This window comes from Myxococcaceae bacterium JPH2, assembly GCA_016458225.1.
Classification (GTDB): Bacteria; Myxococcota; Myxococcia; order Myxococcales; family Myxococcaceae; genus Citreicoccus.
The window spans coordinates 314911-332188 of the sequence record JAEMGR010000009.1 but is presented as its reverse complement, the minus strand read 5'-3'; the positions used below and the strand labels follow the sequence as shown (position 1 = coordinate 332188).

The 17278-nt window shown below is 70.3% G+C and carries 12 protein-coding genes; 6 read left to right on the top strand and 6 right to left on the bottom strand.

Translation table 11 applies throughout. The features are described 5' to 3' along the window. Positions 1–56: 56 nt before the first annotated feature. The 3 genes from JGU66_16675 to JGU66_16665 are packed head-to-tail and all read left to right on the top strand — an operon-like array spanning position 57 to position 5123. On the top strand, positions 57–2345 hold the full coding sequence (locus JGU66_16675; GenBank protein ID MBJ6762406.1) for a response regulator: 2289 nt from the start codon (positions 57–59) through the stop codon (positions 2343–2345). A gap of 37 nt (positions 2346–2382) precedes the next feature. Beyond that, positions 2383–3387 carry a chemotaxis protein CheB gene (locus JGU66_16670; GenBank protein ID MBJ6762405.1) on the top strand — a complete coding sequence of 335 codons (1005 nt, stop codon included), beginning with the start codon at positions 2383–2385 and terminating at the stop codon, positions 3385–3387. Next, a complete protein-coding gene (locus JGU66_16665; protein MBJ6762404.1) occupies positions 3381–5123 on the top strand; it encodes a tetratricopeptide repeat protein in 1743 nt (580 codons plus the stop codon). Before JGU66_16670 ends, JGU66_16665 begins: the two co-directional genes overlap by 7 nt. A gap of 4 nt (positions 5124–5127) precedes the next feature. Here the strand turns inward: JGU66_16665 and JGU66_16660 are convergent, their stop codons facing one another. Continuing rightward, entirely contained in the window at positions 5128–5448 is a 321-nt protein-coding gene (locus JGU66_16660) for a polyhydroxyalkanoic acid system family protein (protein ID MBJ6762403.1), read from the bottom strand. A gap of 106 nt (positions 5449–5554) precedes the next feature. Further along, a complete protein-coding gene (locus JGU66_16655; GenBank protein MBJ6762402.1) occupies positions 5555–7015 on the bottom strand; it encodes a deoxyribodipyrimidine photo-lyase in 1461 nt (486 codons plus the stop codon). Positions 7016–7240: 225 nt separating this feature from the next. Between JGU66_16655 and JGU66_16650 the strand changes: the two genes are divergently transcribed. From JGU66_16650 to JGU66_16640, 3 genes are all read left to right on the top strand, one after another. After that, positions 7241–8524 (top strand): hypothetical protein, encoded by a 1284-nt coding sequence (locus tag JGU66_16650; protein MBJ6762401.1) that lies wholly within the window; start codon positions 7241–7243, stop codon positions 8522–8524. Positions 8525–8593: 69 nt separating this feature from the next. Then, entirely contained in the window at positions 8594–9754 is a 1161-nt protein-coding gene (locus JGU66_16645; protein ID MBJ6762400.1) for a DUF1015 family protein, read from the top strand. A gap of 207 nt (positions 9755–9961) precedes the next feature. After that, positions 9962–10978, top strand: coding sequence for a nitronate monooxygenase (locus tag JGU66_16640; GenBank protein MBJ6762399.1), 1017 nt, complete (start codon positions 9962–9964; stop codon positions 10976–10978). A 3-nt stretch (positions 10979–10981) separates the two neighbouring features. Here the strand turns inward: JGU66_16640 and JGU66_16635 are convergent, their stop codons facing one another. The 4 genes from JGU66_16635 to JGU66_16620 all read right to left on the bottom strand — a co-directional run bounded on the left by JGU66_16635 (position 10982) and on the right by JGU66_16620 (position 17197). Next, positions 10982–14158 carry a fused MFS/spermidine synthase gene (locus tag JGU66_16635; GenBank protein MBJ6762398.1) on the bottom strand — a complete coding sequence of 1059 codons (3177 nt, stop codon included), beginning with the start codon at positions 14156–14158 and terminating at the stop codon, positions 10982–10984. Positions 14159–14296: 138 nt separating this feature from the next. Continuing rightward, positions 14297–15409 carry a hypothetical protein gene (locus JGU66_16630; protein MBJ6762397.1) on the bottom strand — a complete coding sequence of 371 codons (1113 nt, stop codon included), beginning with the start codon at positions 15407–15409 and terminating at the stop codon, positions 14297–14299. A 1-nt stretch (position 15410) separates the two neighbouring features. Beyond that, on the bottom strand, positions 15411–16247 hold the full coding sequence (locus tag JGU66_16625; GenBank protein ID MBJ6762396.1) for a hypothetical protein: 837 nt from the start codon (positions 16245–16247) through the stop codon (positions 15411–15413). Next, the gene (locus JGU66_16620) at positions 16244–17197 is read right to left on the bottom strand and encodes an ABC transporter ATP-binding protein (GenBank protein MBJ6762395.1); all 954 of its coding nucleotides are present in this window, start codon (positions 17195–17197) and stop codon (positions 16244–16246) included. Before JGU66_16620 ends, JGU66_16625 begins: the two co-directional genes overlap by 4 nt. Between the last annotated feature and the right edge of the window lie 81 nt (positions 17198–17278).

Here is a 17278-nt window from a genome sequence, read left to right as displayed (position 1 = left end):
CCGAGGGGAGATGAGGGCTGCGGGGCTTGCTGAGCGAGCCCCAACGCCTGCCGGCCATGGACACCGAGGCCCTCAAGAAATCACTCCTGAAGAAGTTCCAGGAGGTCACCACCGACCGTCTCCAGAAGATTCAGCTGGGGGTGATCGACCTGGAGAAGGAAACCGCGGATCAGGCCGCGGAGGACGTCGCGCGCGAGTTGCACACGATGAAGGGCGAGGCCCGCATGTTGGGGCTCGCCGCCATCGGGCAGCTGGCGCACGCCGCCGAGGACGTCTTGCGCGCCGAGCGCGAGGGCAAGACGGCCACGGAGATCGCCACGGACGTCATGCTGCGCGCATGCGACGTCGTGTCGGATCTTCTGGAGGACCTCGACGCTGGCAACACCGGCAACGCGGCCAGCGAGGAGATGGTCCGCGCCCTCTCCGCGGTGTCGGGGATGTCGCCGCCCGCCATTGGCGGAGCCAAGCCGAAGCCGGCCGCGCCGCCGCCCGTCGCGCCGCCGCCCGCCCGGGTGGCCGTTCCGGTGCCGGTGCAGGCGCCCGTGGTCGCGCCGCCCGCGGCGACGACTGCCTTGGCGCCTCGGTCCGCGGAGGCCATCGCGCCGCGCGCCGAGGAGGACGCGCCGAGCGCGGCCAAGGCGTCCATCGCGGACCGCTCCATCCGGGTCAACGTGGAGGTGCTGGACTCGTTGGGGTTGCTCGCCGGTGACCTGCTCGTGGAGAGCGCGCGCGGCCGACTGCGCAGCTCGGAGACGGCGGGGCTGTTCGAGCGCTTCAGCCGGCTGGGAGATCGCTTCCTGCGCCTGGCTGACCGCGTGGAGATCCCGAACGAGGTGCGCACCGAGCTGGAGCGCGTGGAGGCCGACCTCCACATGCTGCGCGACGATGCGTTCCGCTTCGTGCGCCGCAACGGTGACGGCATCAACACGCTGCACGGCAACCTGGCCCAGCTGGCGGACCATGTCGCCGAGGCGCGGCTCGTGCCGCTCTCCACCGTCTTCGATGCGTTCCCTCGCGCCGTGCGCGACATCGCGAAGACGCAGAACAAGGAGGTCGACCTCGTCATCGAGAACGCGGACATCGGCGTGGATCGTTCCATGCTCGCCGATGTCCGCGATGCGCTGGTCCATCTGCTGCGCAACGCCGTGGACCACGGTTTGGAGTCCCCGGACTTCCGCCAGCAGCTCGGCAAGCCCGCCACGGGGCGCGTGCGCATCCGCGTGCGCGTGGATGGCGACATGCTCCACATCGAGGTGGAGGACGACGGGCGCGGCATCGACCCGGAGCGCCTGAAGCAGGTGGCGGTGGGCAAGAAGCTGATCTCCGCCGTACAGGCCGCCGCCATGTCCGAGCGCGAGGCCGTCGAACTCATCTTCCGTCCAGGCTTCTCCACGCGGGAGCAGGTCAGCGAGCTGTCCGGCCGCGGCGTGGGCATGGACGTGGTGAAGCGCAAGGTGGAGACGCTCGGTGGATCCGTGGCGGTCTCCAGCCGTCAGGGGCGCGGCACGTCCGTCACCCTGCGGCTGCCTCAGTCGCTGGCGTTGATGAAGGTGCTGCTCGTGCGCCTGGGCGACGACGTCTACGGCATGCCCGCCGCGGACGTGGAAGCCGTGATGCGCGTGAAGCCCGAGGACCGGCTGGAGGTCTTCGGAACGCTGGCGGTTCGTCATCGCGGCAAGCCCACGGCGCTCGTCGCGCTGGGGCCGCTGCTGGGTCTCAATGGTGGCAACCGGTTCGACCGTCCTCCGGCCGTGGTGGTCCGCCACGGCGAGGACCACGCGGCCCTGGTGGTGGACGGCTTCGTGGATGAGCGCGAGGTGGCGGTGAAGCCCTGCGGCGGCGAGTTCCTCAAGGGCGCGCCGTTCATCGCGGGCACGGCGGCGCTGGAGGATGGGCGCATCGCCGTGCTGCTGCACGTGCCGGACATCATGACGGAGGTGCGCCGCATGGCGCGGCCCGTCACCCAGGCCCCCACGACGCGGCGGCTGCGCGTGCTCTTGGTGGATGACTCGCCCATCGCTCGCGCCACCGAGGGCGCGCTCGTGAAGGCGCTGGGCCACGTCGTGGAAGAGGCCCAGGACGGCGAGGAGGCCTACGCGAAGGTCCAGACCAACTCGTACGACCTCATCCTCACCGACGTGCAGATGCCCAAGCTGGATGGCTTCTCGTTGACACGGCGCCTGAAGTCCACGCCTTCCGTGGCCCGGATTCCGGTCATCATCCTCTCGTCGCTCGCCTCGCCCGAGGACAAGCGTCGAGGACTGGACGCGGGCGCGGATGCGTACCTGGTCAAGGGCGAGCTGGGCGTGGAGAGCCTCGCGCAGTCCATCGACAGACTGACTTGAGGAGCGACGTTTGGCGGGCGGCACGGCGGCAACAGGGCTGGCGTATCGGGTGCTCATGGTCGGCAGGGGAGTGCGCCCGTTGGCGCGCGGCCTCTTCGACAGCGAGTCACTCGTCCAGGTAGGCCCCCCGGAGAGCGACTTCGGGGCGGCCGCGGCCGCCGTGCAGCGCCACTTCCCGGACGTGGTGGTGGTGGACCTGAGCGTGCGGGACGCGCTGGGCGCCATCGAGCGCATCATGGCCGAGCGCCCCGTGCCCATCCTCGCGCTGCATCCCGGGGCGCTCTCGGGGCAGGACGCGTTCCAGGCCCTGGCCCTGGGGGCCCTCGACGTGGTGGAGCGCCCGGTCCAGCCCGCGGTGGAGTTCTGGGGCTCGGTGGGGCGCAAGCTCGTCATGCTGGCGCAGGTGAAGGTGCCTCGCGCCACGCATGGGCTGTCCGTGCGCCGCGCCTCGGGCGTGGTGGAGGGACCCTCCGCGCCGTTTCCGGTGGTCGCGCTCGCCGCGTCGCTGGGGGGGCCCAAGGCGGTGGCGCAGGTGCTGCGGATGATTCCGCGCGGCTTCCCCGCGCCCATCGCCTACTGCCAGCACATCAGCGAAGGCTTCACGGAGGGGCTGGCGCACTGGTTGGCCTCGGAGACGGCACTGCGGGTCCGAGAGGCCACGCATGAGGCGATGATGGAGCCGGGGACGGTCTACATCGCGCCCTCGGGTGGGCACCTGCTGGTGCGTCCGGACGGACGGCTGGAGCTGGACGCCGGGCCGCCGCTGCGGGGTTTCCGTCCGTCGTGCGACATGTTGCTCACCTCCGCCGCCGAGGCCTTCGGGCCTCGGTGTATTGGCGTCATCATGACCGGCATGGGGCGCGACGGCGCCCGGGGCCTCAAGGAGATTCGCGAGCGCGGCGGGCGTACCATTGCCCAAGACGAGTCCACCTGTGTCGTGTATGGCATGCCCCGAGAGGCTGTGCAGCTCGGGGCGGCGGAGGAGGTGCTTCCGCTCGACCGAATTGGACCGACGCTGGTGCAGTGGGTGGATGCGTGCTGACCTTCAGCAACAAGGTGCTCCAGCAGCTTGCTGCGCTCCTCTTGGAGCGGGCCGGCCTGAAGATCACCTTGGATGGCTTCCACAGCCTCCGGTTGGCGATGTCCACGCGCATGCCCGTGGTGGGGCTGGAGGATCCGGACAAGTACATCCGGCTGCTCACGGGGACGCACGGCGAAGAGGAGCTGCGCGCGCTGTTGCCGCTGGTGACGGTGGGGCACACCGAGTTCTTCCGCGACGCCAAGCAGTTCCGCGCGCTGGAGAAGAGCGTGCTGCCGGAGCTGCTGGCCCGGGCGCGCCGAGAGATGCGCCGGGTGTCTGTCTGGTCCGCGGGCTGCGCCACGGGTGAGGAGCCCTACAGCGTGGCGATGGTGCTGGCGGAGCTGGGCGCGCTGGCGGTGGAGGTGGACCTGTGGGCCACCGACCTGAACCTCGCGGCGGTCGAGGCCGCGCAACAGGGCCGCTTCTCGCAGCGCCGCGCCATCAGCATCAGCGCCGAGCGCCTCCAGCGCTTCTTCCGTCCCGTGGATGACGGTGTCGAGGCCCTGGCCACCCTGCGTGAGTACATCCGCTTCGATGGTCAGAACCTGGCCGTGCCCGTGTTCGACAAGGTGGCGCCCGGCTCGTTGGACCTCATCCTCTGCCGCAACGTCATCATCTACTTCGACCTGCCCACCATCCGCGCGCTGATGGACCGCTTCCTCAGCGCGCTGCGACCCGGTGGACTGCTCTTCCTCGGGTACTCGGAGAGCCTGTTCAAGGTCTACGACCGCTTCGACATGATCGAGGTCGAGGGCTCGTTCGTCTACCGACGCCCGCTGCAGGATCGCCCGCGTCCGCCTCCGTTGACGACCGCGGCGTACGGCCGTCCTGATGAGCCGGGTGCTCGCCGGGCCCCCAGCCCCGAGTCCTTCGCGGCCGAGCTGCGCGAGCGGCTTCAAGCCAACGCCGCGGCCGCGGCGAAGATTCGCGCGGATGTCCGCAGTGCCCGCGCGAGCTGGGACCGCCCGCGCACGACGTCGGAGATCCCCACGGTGGGGAACTCTCCGAAGTCCGCTTCGGGGTTGCCCGCGGTGGGCGTCGACACGTCTCGGCCACGTTCCGCGGGCGCGGATCCAGTCCCTGTCCGCGTCAGTGGCGAGTTCCCGGCCATCGGCGCCGCGAAGCCCGAGGGTGTTCAGCGGCCGTCGAGCGAGGTGCCGGCCTGGCCGAGCTTGATGCCTCCCGCGGAGCGGCTCGCCGTCGCGGTGCGGAAGATGGCGCAGGGAGACTTCGCGGCGGCCATCGCGGGCGTGCAGCGCCTCCTGGTGGATGAGCCCAGCGACCTGGATGCGCTGTTGACCTTGGGCAACCTGTTCTCGCTCACCGGGCGCATCCCCGAGGCGCGCGAGGCCTTCGGTCAGGCGCTCCAGCGCGAGCCGCTCTGCGTGGAGGCACGCGTCTTCGGCGGCGTGGCGGCGATGCAGGCGGGGAACCTCGGGGAGGCGCGCTCGGAGCTGAGCAAGGCGCTCTTCCTGGAGCCCACGCTGGCGATTGGCCATTACCTGCTCGCGCAGGTGCAGGAGCGCACGAAGGACTTCGAGGGCTCGCGGCGCAGCTACCGCAACGCGATTGCCCAGCTGAAGTATCCGCAGCGCCCGCTGGCCGGGCACTACCCGGAGATGCCTGACTCGGCGGACGCCATCTCCCGCGCGGCCCGCTATGCGCTGGCCGCGCTGGAGGAACAGCCGCCGAACTGAAGCGTCAGCCCAGCGTGCGCTTCACCTGATCCAACGACTGCTTCGGATCCAGCACGGAGGCGAACTTCTCCTGCAGGTACGACTTGGCCTTGCTGCGCAGCAGCATGCCCGGGTCCGTGCCCTCGCCCTGCACGGCGTTGTCGGTGATGACGAAGCTGGCGTCCAGCTGGATGCCCATCACCTTGCCGGCCAGCTTGGCCCCTTCGCCCTGCCAGTCCGCCTTCACGCCGTACTTGGTGCCCCAGTACTGGAGCAGCTGCTCGACGCGCTTGCGAACCTCGTCCTTCGGGAGGGTGTGGGGGACCTCGAACTTCATCGTGCCCATGGCATGGCTCCTGATTCCGGATGGCTTGCCCCGCGCATGACTGCGCCTTCGCGCGGGAAGGGATCCGCCGTCTCGCTGGTGGAGGGGCGGAAGTCAACAGCCCAGCTCAGTCCGCTGCCATCCTGCGGACGCGCTTGATTTTCACGGGCGCATCCTCCGGGCGCGCCCATCGCGCCAGATAGGGCCCCAGGTCGTACTTGTCCGCCGTGCGCAGCGAGCTCATGGGCCGCACCTTGCCCAGCACCTTGCGCTCCTGGAAGGGGCGATCATGGAGCCCGAGCACCCACATGAAGTTGGCCACGCTCGCGGGATCTCTCCCGTCCACCGCGTACTTGTCGTTCAGCCAGGCGATGTGCTCCAGCGCCTGCTGCGGAGTGGGGCTCCACTCGAGGATCTTCTTGCCCCAGAGCATGCGCAGGTAGTTGTGGATGCGTCCGCGCTCGCGCAGCTCACGTTGGGCCGCGTTCCACAGGCCGTCCGCGGTGCGCGCCGCATCCAGGTCCTCCCGGGTGTAGAGGTGCTCGCGGCGATCCTGCTGGTGCACGGTGAGCGTGTCGCGCGCCCAGGCGGGCAGGGACTCCACGGAGAGCTGCCGTTTCACGGGCGTGTGCAGGCAGTAGTTGAAGCCCAGCTCCCGACGCACGAGCAGCTCCTCCAGGAAGCTGCGCACCGCGGGATGATCCGTGCCGCGCGCTCGGATGGCGGCCCGCGCGGCCTCGCCCGCGAACAGGTTGCCCCAGTGGAAGAAGGGCGAGAGGTTGGACTGGTGGGAGTGGCCCGGATCATTGCGTTGCGTGTCGTAGCCCTCCAAGCGGGACTGGAGGAACGTGCGCAGCGCATCGAGTCCCGCCTTGCGTCCGCCGCGCTCGGCGAGCGGCTTCACGTCGTGGTCGATGTCGAACGTGCCCAGGGCTTCTCGCGCCTCGCGCGCATCGTCTGGCTCGAACTCGGGATGCAGGCGATGCCCGGAGACCTTGGGCTTGCGCGCGGGGAGGATGCGGCCCAGGTACTCAGGCCAGAGCTTCTGGAGCTTGGGGCGCAGGGTGTACGCGCCCGCCTGGAGCGTGGCCACGCGCTGCATGGGCACCACGCATGACGCATCCACCGCGATGATTGGCACCTGCACCGCGCGCGCGGCGCCGTGCAGGTGCCCGGGGATGATGAAGGTGGGGAAGAGATCCGACACGATGATGGCCGCGCGCCGCCCCAGCTCCGCCAGCCGAGCGACGTGCGCATCGGTCGTGCGCGGCAGCTCTGTCCAGCAGGGCACGCCACGCGACGCGCAGCCGGCCGCGACGTCGCTCATTCCCTCCAGGGCCCAGGCATGCAGCCGCTCCGAGGCATGGGGGTAGTCCGGTCGCAGCGCGAGATAGACGACCACGGGCAGGCCCAGGTGATTGCCCAGCGCGAGCGCCGCATCGAGCGCGTGGTTCTCCTCCGCGCGGTGGTTCACCATGCACCAGTACAAGACGAACTCTCGGCGGCCGGAGGGCAGCTCCGCTTCCTTGATGACGTGAATGCGAGCGGAGTCCACACCCAGTTCGGACCATGAGAAGCCAGAGGGCATTGCGCCCGAAGATGCCGGCGAGCCAACCGCGTTGCGGAAGAAGTCGCGCCGAGTTGAACAACGTGTCAGGTCCGTTGGCTCGCGGACAGGCATCTCGGGCGGATGGGCGTGACGCCGCCCGTCGGGCCCCGGCGAACCGCGTCCTTCGCGACATGCACAGAAAACCAGCGGACATTGCTGGGTTGTGGTCTTCTCGGCCGCGGTCGGACCCAAGGAGTCCATCGCGTGTCACTTCTGAGAACCTGGAGCCTCCCCACCGCCGTCCTCATGGTGGCGCTGACCCTGCCGGGGCTCGCCCGTGGACAGTCGCCGTACCCACCCGTGTCGCCCGCGTCACCGCCGGTGTACGCGGCCCCGCAGTCGACCGCGCAGTCGCCCGAGTCGGACCCGCGCACCCAGCCTCTGCCGGGTGATGCCGCCGCGCCGCAGCCCGAGGTGGGTGCGCCCGCGCCAGACTCGGCCACGGAGCCTCGTTCCGGCTTCGCGCAGCCCTCGGAGCCCGCGCCGACGACGCCCGATGCGCCCACCCGCGCGGCCGAGCCGGACTCGGGGCGCCCGCAGTCAGGGTCGCTGACGCAGCCGGACACTCGCGCGCCGTCAGGGTCGCTGACGCAGCCGGACACTCGCGCGCCGTCGACGCTGAGCGCGGCCGATGTGTCTCCGCCCGAGGACTCGGGGATGATGCTGGATGGCCGTCCGCGTCAGGGCCCGTTCCTCTCCGGCCCGGGCAGCATGACGTTTGTCCTGCACCACACGACCATGGGGGCGCTGGGCGGGTTCTTCACGCAGGCGTTCGCGAAGGACTTCAACTTCGATCGCAGCTCGCGCGAGGCGATGTTGGCGGGCACGTTGATCGGCGCCGGCCTGGGCTTTGGTGCGTCAGCCTGGTGGCAGTTCAACCACTGGGTGGACAAGCCGATGGCGGACTTCGGCATCGCCAATTCGTTCGTGGGCGCCATGTTCGCCGCGGGCTTCATGGACCTGGTGACGCAGGACGCGGGAGTCCTGACGTGGTCGTCGTTCATCGGCGCAGAGCTGGGGGCGTGGCTCACCGCGGGACTCGGCGGCGGGCAGATGCCGCTGGATGACGGCCTGCTCGTGGCGTCCGGTGCGGGCTGGGGCCTGGCGTACAGCGCGCTGCTGTTGGCCATCATCAACTTCTCTGGCACGCGGGTGTCCGGCAAGACGTGGAAGGACACCTTGCTGATTGCCCCGGGCATCGGTGCTGGCGCGCTGGCGTTGGCGACCATGCGTTATGACCCGACGCCATCGCAGATATTGCGCGCCGACATGTTCGGAGCGGGCGTGGGCGCCGCGGTGCTGCTCATCTCCGGACTGGTGCTGGGTGGGTTCGATCAGTCCACGCCGTATGTCCTGTCGTTCCTCGGTTCCGCGGGGGCCATCACCACGGTGAGCCTGTTGTGGGAGGAGAGCGTGGACCACTCGTCGCTTGGGCGCGGTGGGCATTCCTCCAGCAAGGAGCGGCGCTACACCAGCGTCTGGTGGTAGACGGGCCACGAAGCGGCCGGGCGGGCGCCGTGGCGCGAGCGGTGGGGCGGTATCACTCTTCCCGCTGACATGGCACGCGTCCTGCCCTTCACGGCCCTCGTCGCCCCGCTGGAGCACTCCCTCGAATCCGGAGGCGGGGTGCCCCGGGACAACGCGGCGCCAGTCCCCACGCGCGTCAGGCCGCTGGTGGACGCCGCCAACCCCACGAGCGAGCTGAAGCGCCTGCGCGACTCCGGCGCGGTGCTGCGCGATTCGCGCCCCTCGCTCTACGTGGTGGAGCTGCATGGGCTGGCCGGCAAGCTGGGCGGGCCACCCGTGCGCTACCTGCTCGGAGGGCTGAAGCCCGACGCGGCCATGCCCCTGGAGTACGAGCCGTATCGTCCGCGCGCCTGGGAGGTCGAGCCGGCGCTCACGCTGGTGGCGGATGACCACGGCGTGCTGCGCGACTTGCTCGCCGAGGCCGCCGAGCGCGGCATCATCGTCTGGCAGGGCCAGTACGACGGCGCGCCGGTGACGCTGCGGCGCATCGAGCCCTCGCCGGTATCCAAGCGCTTGCAGGATGTGTTGGACGGTGCGCCGCTGAGGCCCTTGGCCGCGCTCAATGAGCAAGGCCTCTCGCTGGCGGCCGTGGTGTCGCTGTCGGAGCCAGGGCTGGAGCTGCGCCCCGTTCATCGCGCGCTGAAGGGACTGTCCACGTTCGATGAAGACACGTTCCTCAAGCTGGTGTCCGCGTACGCGCGCGTGACCGAACTGGAGGAGTCGTTGACCACCGCGCAAGGGCTCAACTCCGCGCGAGAGCGATTGGCCACGCTCGTCCGAGGACAGCACGCGGTGGTGTTGGTGCTGCCCGGCGGGCGCGGGCACATCTTGCGATTCAGACAGGGGCTGGACCTGGCGCATCTGAAGGGCGCGCCGCGCAGTCCCACGCTGCGCAGTCTGGACCTGGCGCTGCTCAACGCGCTGGTGCTCCGCACGGTGCTCGGGATTCGTGATCCGGAGGCCGCGGGGCATCCACAGGTGTTCCCGGTGCAGGGGCTGGAGTCGCTCGTGCAAGGGGTGGAGTCCGGTACGTTCCAAGCGGGCTTCGCGCTCAATCCTCCACCGCTGTGGGAAGTGCGCGCGGTGATGGAGGCGCAGGACACGCTGCCTCCGCGAACGCTCTCGGTGGAGCCCCGCGTCCCCGCGGGCCTGCTGTTCCTGGAGCCAGGGTCGTCTCCCTACGGGGGATGAGGCCGACTTCTCGGGCGGAATCGTCGGGTTGACGCAAGGCGTGCGAGCCCACGGCGCGGCGGGGTGGTGCTGGCTAGTGTCACGTGTGCTCGGACTGCCGAGTGGCACGGCGCGTCCGGACCGAGGAGAGGGAACGTGACGGATGCAAGCGGCTGGCATCGGCTCGCGGTACGGCTCGGCGTGGAGCAATCACTCCTCCTGGCGCCCATGTCGGGAGGCCCGGGCACTCCCGAATTGGCGGCGGCGGTCTCGAACGCGGGGGGGCTGGGCTCGCTCGCCGTGGCGTATCAATCGCCCGATGAGATTGTTCAGCAGGCGCGCGCCTTGCGAGCGCTGACCTCGCGACCCTTCGCCATCAACTTGTTCGCGCCCGTGGCCGCGCCGCCGCCGCCCTCGAATGCGGCGCCCATGCTGGAGCAGCTGGCGCGGTACCACGCGCAGCTCGGGCTGCCTCCACCTGTTGCGCCAACGGCCTCGCCGTTGCCGGACTTCGAAGCTCAAGCCGAGGCCGTGCTCGCATGCGCGCCCACGGTCTTCAGCTTCACGTTCGGCATTCCGTCCGCGCGGGTGCTGGAGTCCTTTCGCGCTCGCGGTGTCTTGCTGGCGGGCACCGCGACGAACGTGGAGGAGGGGCGCTTGTTGGAGGCCGCGGGCGTGGATCTCATCGTGGCCCAGGGCGCCGAGGCCGGCGGTCACCGAGGCACGTTCTCAGGACCTTTCGAGGGTGGGGTGATCGGCACGATGGCGCTTGTCCCACAACTCGTCGATGCGGTGCGACTGCCGATCATCGCGAGCGGAGGCATCATGGATGGACGCGGGATCGTCGCGGCGCGCTGGCTCGGCGCGAGCGGCGTGCAGCTAGGAACCGCGTTCATGCTGTGCCCCGAGGCGGGGACGAGCGCGACACATCGTGCGGCGCTTCGCACGGCCTCCGCGGGAGCCACCCGAATCACACGGGCGTTCTCGGGTCGCCCGGCCCGTGGCATTGTCAACGACTTCTCCGCCGCGCTCGAAGGCAGCGAAGCGGTGTTGCCCTTTCCGTATCAACACGGGCTCACGACTCCGCTGCGTCGTGCGGCCGCTCGCGTGGGCGATGCGCGCTTCCTGGCGCTGTGGGCGGGGCAGGGCGTCACGCTCGTGCGAGAAGGCACTGCCGCCGAGCGCATGCGCTCCTTGCTGGATGAGACCGCCTCGCTGCTGAGTGGCACTCCGGGCTCGGTCTGAGTCCTAGCGCACGGGCGTGCCCGCCACGTCGGAACGTGCCGGTGGGGCAGGCGGGGAGAACTCACCGCCGAGGAACGGCATGGGAGCCTGTGCCACGAACTCCTCCAGCTCCTGCGCCGCGCGCGTGGCGAGCGGGTGGCTCGCTGCGGTGTAGCACTGGCGTCGGCCCTCCAGTGTCTCCGCATCCCACGGCACATGCGGCTCCATCGCGGAGAGCGCATCGACGCAGAGCCCCGGCCAGTCCACCACGCGGGCCAGCGCGAGGCGCGTGTCCTCGCGGGCCTGCGACAAGGACGCCGCCGCGAAGGGCTTGCGGAGCACCTCGTACAGCCGTCGTCCGAGGACTCGGTCCTGCCTGGCGATGCTCGGGACTGCATCCAGCAACAGCGAGGTCAGCTCTCGCGGAGGCCACGGCGTGGCGTGAAGCCCCGTGAAGGCGCGCTCCAGCAGCGCGGCGGCATCTTCGGCACGGTGCTGGCGGATCCGCAGCAGCCCTTCGAGGAGGTCCGCTTCGACGGGAAGCGTGGCGCGCAGGGTGGCGATGAATGGCATCGCCTGCTCATCTCCGGATGCGGCCAGCGCCTGCGCCACGGCGACCTGTTCGCGCGGGCCATGGGGAGCCCACCCCCCCTGGATCCACAGCTGTCGAGCCCGCGCGAAGTCTCGGGTCTCCACGGCGCGCACGAAGGCCTCGCGAAGCCGCAGTGCGGAGGCCTCGGCAGCCTCACCGCCCGGCGCAGGCACGTCGTTCCACAGGCGGAGCTGTTCCACGCGGCCCCAGTCCGCCTCGCCTCCCGCGAGCCCGGGGCGGTCCGTGCCGAGCCTTCGTGACGCCTCCCAGAGCGAGCCCGCCGAGAACCCCGTCTCCCGCCCCAGGCTCCGTGCGAGCGCGAACTCCATGGACGACAGGTCGTCCGTGTTGGTGAGCGAGGCGTTGTCCTCCGCCACGTGGCGGGTGAACTCGGGCGAGGCGATGAAGTGCGCGAGCACGCCCTCGACTTCGTCCGTGCGCCAGATGGAGCGCGTGGCCGTGAGATAGGGCTCCTCGGCGAGCCGCGCGCGCAATCGAGCCACGTCATGCGTCACGGGCTTGCGTGTGGCCACGAGCAGCAGATCTCCGTGGTGGAGCTGCCACGTCTCCACGGACTCGAACTCGGAGCTGAGCGTGGCGTAGACACTCTGCACGGTGAGCGCGTCCACCTCGTAGGCCTGCAGCCACTGGAGGAAGTAGCCGCCCTCCGCGAGCCGCTCCTTCACCACCCGGTAGAAGTCGCGGGTGAAGAGGCTGGAGATGCCGGCGCGGTAGGGATTGGAGGGCTCGGAGAAGATGATGTCGTAGCGCTGACGTGAGGTCAACAGCACCTCGCGCGCGTCGGCGATGGAGACGTGCACCTTCGGATCATCCATCACCGCGTGGTTGACGTCGTGGCACTGGCGCGCGACGTCGAGGATGGCGGGTTCGATCTCCACCGCGTCCACGCGCTCGATGCTGGGCACGGCGCCGAGCCAGCCCGCCGTGCTCCCGGTGCCCAGCCCAATGACGAGCGCCGCGCGCGGATCCGGATGCAACAGCGCCCCGAGCAAGCCGCTCATCACCTGCGTGGGCGCGTCGCCAATGCTGTTGCCGTCGGCCTTGCCGTTGATGATGAAGCTCAGGCCGTTGGAGCCATCCAGCGCGACGCTGCTCTCCACGCCCTCGCGCTCCCAGACGGTGCCGCGCGCGTTGTAGCGGAGCCACGCTTGGATTTCATTGAGGTGCGGCTCATGCAGTCCCGAGCGGCCCGCGCCCACTCCCCCATGCCGCCACGCCGCGGTGGGGCCCTGCGCGGACAGCAGCATCACCGTGAGGACGCCCGTGGCCAAGGGCATCAGGAGTGCGCCGCGCGCGCGATCCGTACGGAACGCGAGCAGCGATGAACCCAGCCCGAGCGCCGTGAGGATCCCGGCCACGAGCTGCCACGTCACCGGCGCGGTGATCAGCGGCAGGATGCCGAACCCGCCGCCCAGTGAGCCGACGATGGCGCCCGCGGTGTTCCACGCGTAGACGCGTCCCACCTGCTGACCGACCTCGTGCCCGCCGCGCCCCATGAGCGCGAGCAGGAGCGGAAACTGCACGCCCGCCACGAAGGCCGCGGGCAGCACCACCACGGCCGTGACGAGCGTCCATCCCAACACCATGCCGCCAAAGCCCATGCCGCCCAGGGGCCGCAGCAGCGCGGCGATGACCGCGAGCCTGTCGCCCAGCGCGAAGGGGAGGGCGATGAGCGCCGCCTCGGCCGCGCACGTCAGCGCGAAGCCGGACAGCGTGGCGCTTCGATGGCGGAAGCCCCAGGCGTAGGCCGCGCCGCCCAGCCCCATGCCCAGCAGGGCGAGCGCCAGGATGAGGCCGAAGGTGAACGTCGTGCCGCCGAGCAGCGGCCCCAACATGCGGTACCAGACCAGCTCCATCAGCAGGAACGCGAAGCCAGTCACTGCCGCGGCCACCAGGACGAAGCCGCGGGAGGGCAGGGGCGCCACGGCGGTCGTCGATGCGGGGGCCGGAGTCGCCGCGTCCGCGGGCCCGAGCGTGCGACTCACCGAGCGCGCGATGACCGCGACGAGCGCGTTGACCAGACACGCGAGCCAGAGCGTGGTCCGATTGCCGAAGATCTCCAGCAGCGCGAAGGTCGCGAGCGCCGCGCCCGTCACCGCGCCCAGCGTGTTGACGCCGTACAGGATGGCGAGGTGTCGGCGCTGAGGATCCGCGTCCGAGCCGACCGCGCGCGCGGCGGCGGGCAGCGTGCCCCCCATCAACACGGTGGGCGCGGCGAGCACCAGCGCGGACAGCACCAACCGCACGACGGTGCCCAGTCCCATGCCCAGGTTCGGCGTGCCCCCCATGCCGACATACGCGGCGCGGGCGAGCATGACGAGGAACGGGCTGACCGCCGCGGTCGCGGCGACGAGCAGCTCCAGGTTCGCGTAGAACGTCAGCGGGCGCTCATGGCGATCCGCGCGCGCCCCCAGCAGGGCACCGCCCAGGCCGAGCCCGCCCATGAAGATGGCGAGCACCGCGGCCGAGGCCGCCGTGGAGGCTCCGAAGATGAGCCGGAACTCGCGCAGCCACACCGTCTGGTAGACGAGCGAACACAGTCCCGACCCGAATAGGAGCGGCGCAATCCGTTCCACCCGTCCTGCCATCGATGACGCTCCTTGCGAAAGCGAGCCATCGAAGCGGGCACGCAGAGGCGAGCCCGAGTGTGTCAGAGCGGACTCATCCCGACGAGGAGAATGCGAGGGGCCAGCGGCTGGCCCGTTCAGTTTCCAGGCGGACGAGGGCTACTTGCCAGCATCCGAGGTGTCCGGTGCCTGACGGCACCAGGCGAGCCGATCGCGAATCACGTCAATTGGCACCGCCATCTCCAGCTTGAACGAGTTGCCGTCCGGCTCCACGCGGGCGAAGTCCATGAGCTGGGCCAGTGTCTTGTCGTCCTGGGCTTGTGCCTTGAGCCGCGCCACGGACAGGGCCGCGCCCAGGGACTTGCCCAGGTCCGTCACCTTCTCGGCGTCCGGGCCTCGGATCTCCGCCACCAGCGCCACATCCGAGCGCGTGTCCATGTGCAGCTCCACGTTCTGCGCGACGTCACGCAGGCGCTGCGCCAGCTCGGGCTGATCCGCGGCCAGGATCTTCGCCATCTGATCCACGCCCAGCACGCCGTACATCTCGCCGTACGTGCTGCTCTCCGAGATGGCGGGAGGCTCGTCCGAGCCGCGTCCCTCCATCCGGTCGATGACGGCCTTCACCGAGTCCGACGAGCGGCCCACCACCATCATCTGGTCATTCCAGGTTCCCACCGACGAGCCCATCTGCCCGCGCATCGTCCCGCCGTCCGCGAGCGGCACGCTCATCTCGCCCGGCTCGTACACCCGCGCGCCCTGGCCGTAGTCCGCCGAGGTTCGCTCACCCAGCAGTTCCTTGAAGCGCGCCTTGGCGAAGTTGCCTGACAGGATGAGCCCCTCGTCGGTGATGACCACGCGATCCAGATCCTGGAGCGGATCCAGGCCGCTCACCCGGCGGAACTCTTCCAAGGGCTTGCCGCCATCGCGCATCAAGCAGTCCATCAGCAGCTCACCCAGCGGCGAGTTGCGCACGGCGTTCGCCTCGATGACCACCGCGGTGTGGCCTTCTCCTCGCGGCAGCGCGGCGAGGACCGGATCCCTCGGGCGCTGCGGCGCCTCCGCGCGCGTGCCCGCGTCCACCGGCATGATGTACGTGCGCCGCTGATCCGCGCGCAGCCGATCCTCGGAGCGCATCCGGCGCGGGAACTCCACGTTCGGCTCTCGGGCGATCGCAGCATCGTCACCCTGGCCGGTGAACATGAGGACCGCGGCCAGGATGAACAGCAACGCCGCGAGGCCCACCCAGATCCAACGCCGACGATGGTTTTCCATCTCAGTAATCCTTTCCCTCGAAGCGCCAGAACCCCACCACCAGGGCACCCAGCCCGAACACGAACACTCCCACCAGGAGCAGCCCCAGCGAGCGGATCTGCGGAGGCGTGGACGCCGCCAGGTCCGCTGCCGCCATCGCGAGCGCGGAGAACCGAGGCAAGAGCAGCGTCACGGCCTCGAACGCGTTGCGCCCGATGCCCGCCTCGAAGAAGCGCGACATCTGCTGGCGGAAGCCCGCGATGATGCCTCCCACGAGGAACAGCCCGCCCGCCGCCGCGCACAAGGCCGCGCTGCGCACGAACGTCGCGGTGGTGAGCATCACCGCGTACACCGCCGCGAAGCCCACGCACGCGAGCAACCCCGCGATGAGCGGCCCGAGCGTCCAGTATCCTGTCTTCACGCCGAAGATGAGCGTCAGCCCGCCCGCGCCATACAGTGTTCCACCCAGCGCGAGCGTCATCACCCCGAGGAAGGTCCCCGCCAGCAGGTGCCAGCGGCGCAAGGGCAGGGCGAGCAGGTGCTCGATGCGGCCCGGCGACAGCAGCCCCGGCGCGAAGTCCGAGCACGCGACGATGCCGAAGACGATGCCCCCGTAGAACACGATGAACGCCGCGGCCTTGAAGACGGGCCTGAGCGCCACGTCCACCGCGCGGATGCTCGTGGGAATCACGTCCCCAAACAGCCGCGTGGCCGCGAGCGCACCATCGATGACCTCGATGCGCAGGCTCAGCGCCACCACCGCGAGCACCAGGGTGATGCCCACCAGGAACGCGAGGATGAACTTCCGCGACGCCGCCTCGCGCAGCACATAGGCCGCGATCCCCAGGACGGGCTTCATGCCGCCACCCCCACCGTACCCACCAGCACCGCCTCCAGATCCGCGCCCTCTCGCTTCAGCTCCACCAGGAATGCCCCTGTCGCGCGGGCCTTGTCCAGCACCGCGTTGAGTGTCGCCGGCCCCTCCGCGTCGATGCGGAACAGGCCCTCTGTCTCCGCGCGCTGAAGCCCCGCTGCCTCCAGTGCTCCCGCGTCGGCGCCGGGTGCGAAGCGCGCTTGCCACCGCGCCGCGCCGCGCGCCAGGTCCTCCAAGCGCCCCTCGCGCACCACGCGCCCCTGCGCGAGGATGGCCACGCGATCACAGACCCGCTCCGTCTCCGCCAGCAGGTGCGAGTTCAAGAAGAGGGTGGTGCCGCGCTGCACCTCTTCCTGAAGGATGCGGCGCACCTCCACGCGACCCATGGGGTCGATGCCGTCCGTGGGCTCGTCGAGGATCAGCAGCGCCGGCGAACCGAGCAGCGCGGTCGCCAGGCCCAGCCGCTGCCGCATGCCCTTCGAGTAGCCGCCAATCTTGCGTCCCGCCGCCTCGGCCAGTCCCACGCGCTCGAGGAGCTTCAGGTGCGCGGCTGCGTCCGGCTGAAGGCCCTTCAATCGAGACACCGTCGCGAGGAACGCCGTCGCGGTCCAGCTCCCCGGCAGGTGCAGCCGCTCCGGGAGGTAGCCGATGCGCGCGCGGATCCGCGGATCCTCGGGCGAGCCTCCCAGCACGCGGATCGTGCCCGCGGTCGGCTGCACGATGCCCAGGATGCTCTTGATGAAGGTCGTCTTGCCGGCGCCGTTCGGTCCGATGAGCCCGAAGGCGCTCCCTTCGGGAACGGTGAGATCCACGCCGCGAAGGGCGTCACTGCCCTGGCGGCGGAAGGCTCGGCGGTAGGTCTTGCACAGCCCTGTCACTTCGATGGCGGGGGGGCGGGTTGTCACGGTCGCACTGTAGACGACCGAGTGCGGCATTGATTGCGGCCCGCGGGCTGCGAAGGCGTCTGCGCGCGGACGGATTCGCGCCCGTGGGAAGTCTTTTGCGCACACCCTTCG